Genomic DNA, 7,239 nt, shown 5'->3' on the forward strand with positions numbered 1-7,239 from the left:
GTGACGACGAGGAGGGCCCCCGACGACGCCGACCAGCGGCGCTTCAGGTGCTCGGCCAGCCATGAGATGCCCTCGACGTCGAGGTGGTTCGTCGGCTCATCGAGCATGAGCACGTCCCAGTCGCCGGTCAGCAGGCGCGCGATCGCGACGCGGCGGCGCTGACCGCCCGAGAGGGTGCCGACGGCGGCATCCCACGGCAGGTCCGACGCGAGGCCGGCGACGACGTCGCGGGTGAGCGGGTCGCCCGCCCACTCGTGCTCGATGCGGTCGCCCACGATGGCCTCGCCCACGGTGATGTCGTCGGGGAGGGTGTCGGCCTGGTCGAGCACGCCGACGGTCACGCCGCCACGTACCGTCACACGCCCGGAGTCGGGGATGACGCGGCCGGCGAGCATCGCCATGAGGCTGGACTTGCCGTCGCCGTTGCGGCCGACGATGCCGATGCGGTCGCCCTCATCGACGCCGATCGAGACGCCGTCGAAGACGACACGGGTGGGGTATTCGAGATGCAGGGCTTCGGCCCCGAGAAGATGCGCCATGTTCCCTCCAGCGTAGGCGGCGCGGCTGGGGACTCCGCCCGCGGTGCCGTCACGCGGCCGGCTCAGCCCCGCGGCGGGGCGTCGGCGAGCCGGCGACGGGTGGTGAAGGCCCGCGGCTGTCCGGTCAGTGGGTCGGTGAACCGCAGGTGGGTCGCCAGCAGCTGCATCGGGCGGTCGGGGTCGTCCTGCGGCGTCTCGGGGAGGAGCTCCGGGTAGTAGCGATCGCCGAGGATGCCGAGACCGAGCTGTGCCAGGTGCACGCGCAGCTGGTGCATGCGCCCGGTGCGCGGGCGCAGCCGGGTGTGGACGACCTCGAGTCCGGCGTGGCCGCCGGTGCTCGTTCCCGTGCCCACGAGTTCGATGAGCGTCTCCGCGTTCGGTTCGCGGTCGGGCCGGGTCTGCACACAGAGGTTGTCTCGGAACTTCTCGATGTGGCTGCGGTGGACCAGCGGAAAGGCAGGCAGCCCTCCCGGGGGCAGGGCCGAGACCGCCTCGTAGACCTTCTGCACCTCGCGGCGCTCGAACATCGACTGGTAGGCGCCACGGGTGGCGGGGCGGGCCGAGAACATCAGCACCCCCGCGGTGGCGCGGTCCAGCCGGTGGATGGGCACGAGGTCGGGGTTGTCCAGCCGCCGCCGCATGCGCACCAGAGCGGTGTGGTTCAAGAAGCGCCCGCCGGGTGTCGTGGGAAGGAAGTGCGGCTTGTCGATCACGACGAGGTCGTCGTCGATGTGCAGGATCTCCTCGTCGAACGGCACGGTGCGCTCGACCGCAGGCGGCTCACGGTGGTACCAGATGAACTCCGTCGTCCCGAGCGGAGTGTCCCTGCGCACCGCCACGCCCTGCGCGTCGACGACGTCGCCGCGGTCGATGCGGTCGTGCAGCACCTGCCTGTCGATGTGCTCGAAGCGTTCCAGCACGTAGTCGGCGATCGTCGCCCACGGGCCCGTGGTGGGCACACGCAGACGGGTCGCACCGACGCCGTCACGCACGGAACGAGGGGAGACGGGCATGCTCCCATCGTCCCAGACGCTCAGGCGTCGAAGCTGAGGCTCAGCTTGCGCAGCAGGGATGCCAGCCGCTCCCGGTCACTGCGCGACAGCGACGCCAGCAGGGTCGCCTCAGCGTCGACGAGCCGCGTGATCGCGGCATCCACGCGCGTCTTTCCATCGCCGGCGAGGGTCACCAGCACGCTGCGTCCGTCGACAGGGTCCGCTTCGCGACGCACCAGCCGGCGCGCGACGAGGCGGTCGATGCGGTTGGTCATCGTGCCGCTCGAGACGAGCGTCTGCTGCAGCAGCTGCTTGGGGCTGAGCTGGAACGGCTCGCCCGCCCGGCGCAGTGCCGACAGCACGTCCCACTCCCAGGGCTCCAGCTCGCTGCGGCGGAAGGCGTCGCGCCGTGCCCGGTCGAGGTGGCGGGAGAGCCGGTCGACCCGCGAGAGCACTTCCAGCGGGGAGAAGTCGAGATCGGGGCGCTGGGTCATCCACGCGCCGACGATGCGGTCGACCTCGTCCGTCTGCTGAGCCATCCCCCCATTATCGGCCCCGCCCTCGATCACGGTTCGGTAACGACGACCACCACCCTCTTGGCAGTCCCTCTGCAGGCGGCGAAGACTGTGACCGGTCACAGAAAGTCATCCGTCAACGGAGATCGGAGCAGTCGTGCGCGCACGCGGGTCGAACAGGTGGATGCGCGGCGCAGCGGCGGCCGCGGCGCTCGTGCTGGTGGCGAGCGGCGTCGCCCTTCCCGCCGCCGCCGACGACGGTCCGGTCGAAGCGGGGATCGTGGTGCCCAAGGTCGAGGGGATGCCGGCGGACTTCATCGCCGGCGCCGATGTCTCCTCGGCGATCGCGCTCGAGCAATCGGGCGTGGTCTTCCGCGACACCGCCGGTGCGCCGGCCGACCTCTTCGACGTGCTCGCCGACGCGGGCATCACCGACGTGCGCGTGCGCGTGTGGAACGACCCGTTCGATGCAGCCGGCAACGGGTACGGCGGCGGCGACAACGATGTCGCCCGCGCGGTCGAGATCGGGGAGCGTGCCACGGCGGCCGGCCTCGGTGTCCTGGTCGACTTCCACTACTCCGACTTCTGGGCCGACCCTGCCAAGCAGCACGCTCCCAAGGCGTGGGAGGGCTTCACCGCCGAGCAGACCGCCGACGCCGTCGGCGAGTTCACGGCCGAGGCGCTCGCCGACTTCGTCGCCGCGGGCGTCGACGTCCGCATGGTGCAGATCGGGAACGAAACCAACGGGGCCGTGGCGGGCCTCACCGGCTGGGACGGCATGGCGCAGGTGTTCTCCGCCGGCTCCGCCGCTGTGCGCTCCGCCGTTCCCGACGCGAAGGTGGTCGTGCACTTCACCAACCCCGAGACCGCCGGCCGCTATGCCGGCTACGCCAGGGAACTGGCCGACCGCGGCGTCGACTACGACGTGTTCGCCTCGTCGTACTACCCGTTCTGGCACGGCACGCTCGACAACCTCACCACGGTGCTGCGAGACGTCGCCGACACGCATGGCAAGCAGGTCATGGTGGCCGAGACGTCCTGGGCGTACACGCTCGAAGACGGCGACGGTCACGGCAACGTGATCGATCTGCCCTCCGAGGCGACCGCCTACCCGGTGAGCGTGCAGGGGCAGGCCACCGCACTGCGCGACGTCATCCAGGCCGTGGTCGACGTCGGCGATGCCGGCATCGGCGTCTTCTACTGGGAGCCGGCCTGGCTGCCGGTGGGGCCGCCGTCGCAGCTCGAGCGCAACCGCGAGCTGTGGGAGAGGTTCGGCTCTGGGTGGGCCACCAGTGCCGCGGGCGAGTACGACCCCGACGACGCGGGCCAGTGGTACGGCGGCTCGGCGTGGGACAACCAGGCCCTCTTCGCCTTCGACGGCACGCCCCTGGAATCGCTGCAGACGTTCCGCTACGCGCGCACCGGCGCCACCGCTCCGCGAGAGGTCAGCTCTGTCGAGCAGCCGATGATCACGCGCCAGGACGGCGATGACCTCGCCCTGCCGGACGCGGTGGCGGTCACCTACAACGACGGGTCCGTCGAGCAGGATCCCGTGACGTGGTCGGATGCCGCGGACTGGATCACCGGACCCGGCGTGTACCGCGTGAGCGGCGTCACCGCGTCCGGGCACGCCACGGTGGCCACGGTCACCGTGCAGGCGGTCAATCACCTGCGCAACCCCGGGTTCGAAGACGCCGACCTGTCGATGTGGCAGAGCTCCGGGGCGCTCACGCTCCGTGCGTCCGACGATCCCCGCAGCGGCACCCGCTCGGGACACTTCTACGCGGCGGATGCCTACGGCTTCACCCTCTCGCAGTCCGTCTCCGGTCTGCCGGCGGGGGACTACACCGCCTCGGGCGCGCTCCAGGGCGACGGGGAGGGCAGCGGAGGCGTCACGCTGCAGCTCTCGTCTTCGGCAGGGGATGCCGCGGAGGAGCCGTTCGCCCTCTCGGGCTGGCGTGTCTGGTCCGAGCCGACGACGTCCGTCGTCACGATCGCCGAGGGCGAGACCCTCACCGTTACGGTGCGCGCCGACCTTGCTGGCGGCGCCTGGGGGACCCTCGACGACCTCGTGCTGGCCGCGGCCGCCGAAGCCGGCGCGGACACCGCCGCGCTCGATGACGCTGTGGCCCGTGCCGCGGCCGTCGACCGCGCGGTGGCCACCCCGCAGTCGCTGGCAGGGCTGGATGCCGCCCTCGAGATCGCTGAGGTCGTGCGGGGCGCCGTGGCACCGACCGCCGCGCAGGTCGCCGACGCACTGGCCCTGGTCGAAGACGCGCTCGCTGCCCTCGAGCCGGTGGGAGCAGTGCCGGCTGCCGTCGTGTCCCCGGTCGAGGTGACCATCGAGGAGGGCGCGGAGATCACGCTGCCCGCCACCGTGCGTCGCACCGCCTGGAACGGCATCGTCGACGAGGTACCCGTGACGTGGTCCGACGCCGTGCGGTGGATCGCCGGGCCCGGCGTCTACACCGTGCCGGGCGCGGCGGAGGGTGCCGCTGCCGTCGCCCTCATCACCGTCACCGAGCGCGCCTGGGTGCTCGACGGCGGGTTCGAGGGCGACGGGTCGGCGTGGACCGTCTCGGGGACGGGGGCCGCGATCGCCGATACCGCGGATGCCGCGAACGGCACGCGAGCGGTGAGCTTCTGGAACGACGCCGCGTACGGGTTCGAGGTGACGCAGCAGATCGACGGCATCGCGCCAGGCACCTACGCCCTCTCGGCGACCGCGCAGGGCGACGGCGAGGCACCCGGCGACGTGCTGGAAGTCACCGCCGTCACCGCGTCCGGCATGCAGGCCGCGCCGCTGGCGCTGGACGGCTGGCAGGCGTTCGCAACGGCGACGACCGCGCCGTTCACCGTGGCCGAGGGTGAGACGCTCACCGTCGGCATCCGTGGCGCGCTGACCGCGGGTGCGTGGGGCACCGTGGACGACCTGCGGCTGGTGCGTGCGGGGGAGCGGACCGACACGTCGGGTCTTGCGGCCGACATCGCCGGCGCGCGGGTGCTCGACCCCGGCGCGCACACCGCCGCCTCGTGGGAGGCGCTGGCCGAAGCCGTCGCGGTCGCCGATGTCGTGGTGGCCGCGCAGTGGCCGACTCCCGAGGCGGTCGCCGCTGCGCGGGTGCAGCTGGCCGAGGCGACGTCGCTGCTGGTGCGCCGCGACGCCGACGCGTCGACATCCGCCCCTGCCGTCGGCACGCTGTCGCACGACAACGGGTGGGACAACGGCCTGCGCGACGGCGACTACACCGTGCGCATGAACCTGTGGTGGGGTGTCAACGGCTCGTCGTTCCGGCTGTACGAGAACGGTGCGCTCGTCGCCGTGCAGCCCCTCGTCTACGGCGGCACCGCCGCGCAGACGGCGGCAGTGCCGATCACCAGCCGCCGCGACGGCAGGTACGTCTACACGGGCGAGATCGTCAACGCCTCGGGCGTCACCGCGACGCGGTCGGTGACCGTCACGGTGACCGACGCGTCGCCGGGCACCCCGGTGCTGCGGCACGACAACTGGGATCGAGATGGGCGCTACACCGTGACCGCCGACATGTGGTGGGGGACCAACTCGACGGGCTACCGGTTCTTCGCCGACGGTGCCCTCGTGGCGGAGGGGACGCTCGAACCGCGCACACCGTGGTCGCAGAGCGCGCGGCTGGAGGTGGCGGGTGCCGCACGGGGCACGCACCTGTACCGGGTCGAATTCGTCAATGCCGCTGGCACGACCTCGAGCAGGACCCTGGCGGTGACGGTCACCCGCTGACCGGGCCTCTGGCAGACTTGTCACGTCGTCCTGCGGGACGACGGTCCGCCGTGGTGTAACGGCAGCACGACAGCCTTTGGAGCTGTTAGGCCCAGGTTCGAATCCTGGCGGCGGAGCATGACAGACAACGCACTCGCCGTCATCGTGCTCGCCGCGGGCCAGGGCACCCGCATGAAGTCGAAGCTTCCGAAGGTGCTGCACCGCATCGGCGGGCGTCCGCTGATCGGGCACGTGCTGGACATCGCCCGCGACCTCGGCCCGGCACAGGTGCTCGTCGTCGTGCGTCATGAGCGCGACCAGGTGGCCGACGCCGTGGCCGGCATCGGCCCCGACGTGCACATCGTCGACCAGGACGACGTGCCCGGCACCGGGCGGGCCGTGCAGGTGGCCCTCGACCGGCTCGACGGCTTCACCGGCGACGTGCTGGTGCTCTCGGCCGACGTGCCGCTGCTCGAAGCCGAAACCCTGGCGCACCTGGTCGAGGTGCACCGGGCCTCCCACGCCGCGGCCACGTTGCTGACCGCCGTGCTCGACGACGCCACCGGCTACGGCCGGGTGATCCGGGATTCGACCGGCGCCGTCGCGCGCATCGTCGAGCAGAAGGATGCCAGCGACGCCGAGGCCGCCGTCACCGAGATCAACGCCGGCGTCTACGTGTTCCGCGCCGACGCGCTGCGCGCGCAGCTGGTGCGGGTGGGCACCGACAACGCCCAGGGCGAGATGTACCTCACCGACGTCATCGGGCTTCTCCGCGCCGACGACGCGCCCGTGGCCGCCGTCACCGCCCCCGACGCCGCCAGCGCCCTCGGCGTCAACGATCGCGTGCAGCTCGCCGACGCCGCACGCACGCTCAATGCCCGTGTCGTGCGGCGCTGGCAGCTCGAGGGGGCGACGATCCTCGACCCCGCCACGACCTGGATCGACGTCACCGCGACCCTCGCCCCCGACGTGACCGTGCTCCCCGGCTCGCACATCCTGCGTGCCACGTCCGTGGCCTCCGGCGCGGTCATCGGACCCGACACGAGCCTGGTGGACTGCGAAGTGGGGGAGGATGCCACGATCAGCCGCAGCGACGCGACCCTCGCCGTCATCGGTGCGGGCGCGACGGTGGGCCCGTTCGCGTACCTGCGGCCCGGCACGTACCTCGGAGACCGCGGCAAGATCGGCACGTTCGTCGAGACCAAGAACTCCACGATCGGCGAAGGCAGCAAGGTGCCGCACCTGTCGTACATCGGCGACACGACCATCGGCAGCGGGGTGAACCTCGGCGCCGGTGCGATCACGGCGAACTACGACGACATCGCCAAGCACCGCACAGAAATCGGCGACGAAGTGCACACCGGCTCGCACAACGTCTTCGTCGCGCCGGTTAGGATCGGAGATGGCGCGAAAACCGGTGCGGGTGCCGTCATCCGCAAGGATGTCCCCGCCGGCGC

The 7,239-nt window shown here is 71.9% G+C and carries 5 protein-coding genes and 1 tRNA gene; 3 read left to right on the plus strand and 3 right to left on the minus strand.

Annotated elements, in window-relative coordinates:
- From NQ160_RS14945 to NQ160_RS14955, 3 genes are all read right to left on the minus strand, one after another.
- On the minus strand, positions 1-539 hold a 539-nt coding region (locus tag NQ160_RS14945), incomplete at its 3' end, for an ATP-binding cassette domain-containing protein (RefSeq protein ID WP_257515991.1).
- Between the two features lie 62 nt (positions 540-601).
- Positions 602-1,552, minus strand: coding sequence for a pseudouridine synthase (locus NQ160_RS14950; RefSeq protein WP_257515992.1), 951 nt, complete (start codon positions 1,550-1,552; stop codon positions 602-604).
- Positions 1,553-1,572: 20 nt separating this feature from the next.
- Entirely contained in the window at positions 1,573-2,070 is a 498-nt protein-coding gene (locus NQ160_RS14955; RefSeq protein WP_257515993.1) for a MarR family winged helix-turn-helix transcriptional regulator, read from the minus strand.
- Between the two features lie 160 nt (positions 2,071-2,230).
- On the opposite strand from NQ160_RS14955, the gene NQ160_RS24740 reads away from it, so the two are divergent.
- From NQ160_RS24740 to glmU, 3 genes are all read left to right on the plus strand, one after another.
- Complete coding sequence (locus NQ160_RS24740) at positions 2,231-5,803, plus strand: glycosyl hydrolase 53 family protein (protein ID WP_306853458.1); 3,573 nt, start codon at positions 2,231-2,233, stop codon at positions 5,801-5,803.
- Between the two features lie 44 nt (positions 5,804-5,847).
- A tRNA-Gln gene (locus NQ160_RS14970) sits at positions 5,848-5,919 on the plus strand.
- 1 nt (position 5,920) lies between these two features.
- Positions 5,921-7,239 (plus strand): bifunctional UDP-N-acetylglucosamine diphosphorylase/glucosamine-1-phosphate N-acetyltransferase GlmU (glmU, locus tag NQ160_RS14975; protein ID WP_257515994.1); only part of this gene is annotated, 1,319 nt, incomplete at its 3' end.

The sequence above is a fragment of the Microbacterium sp. zg.Y909 genome (assembly GCF_024626565.1).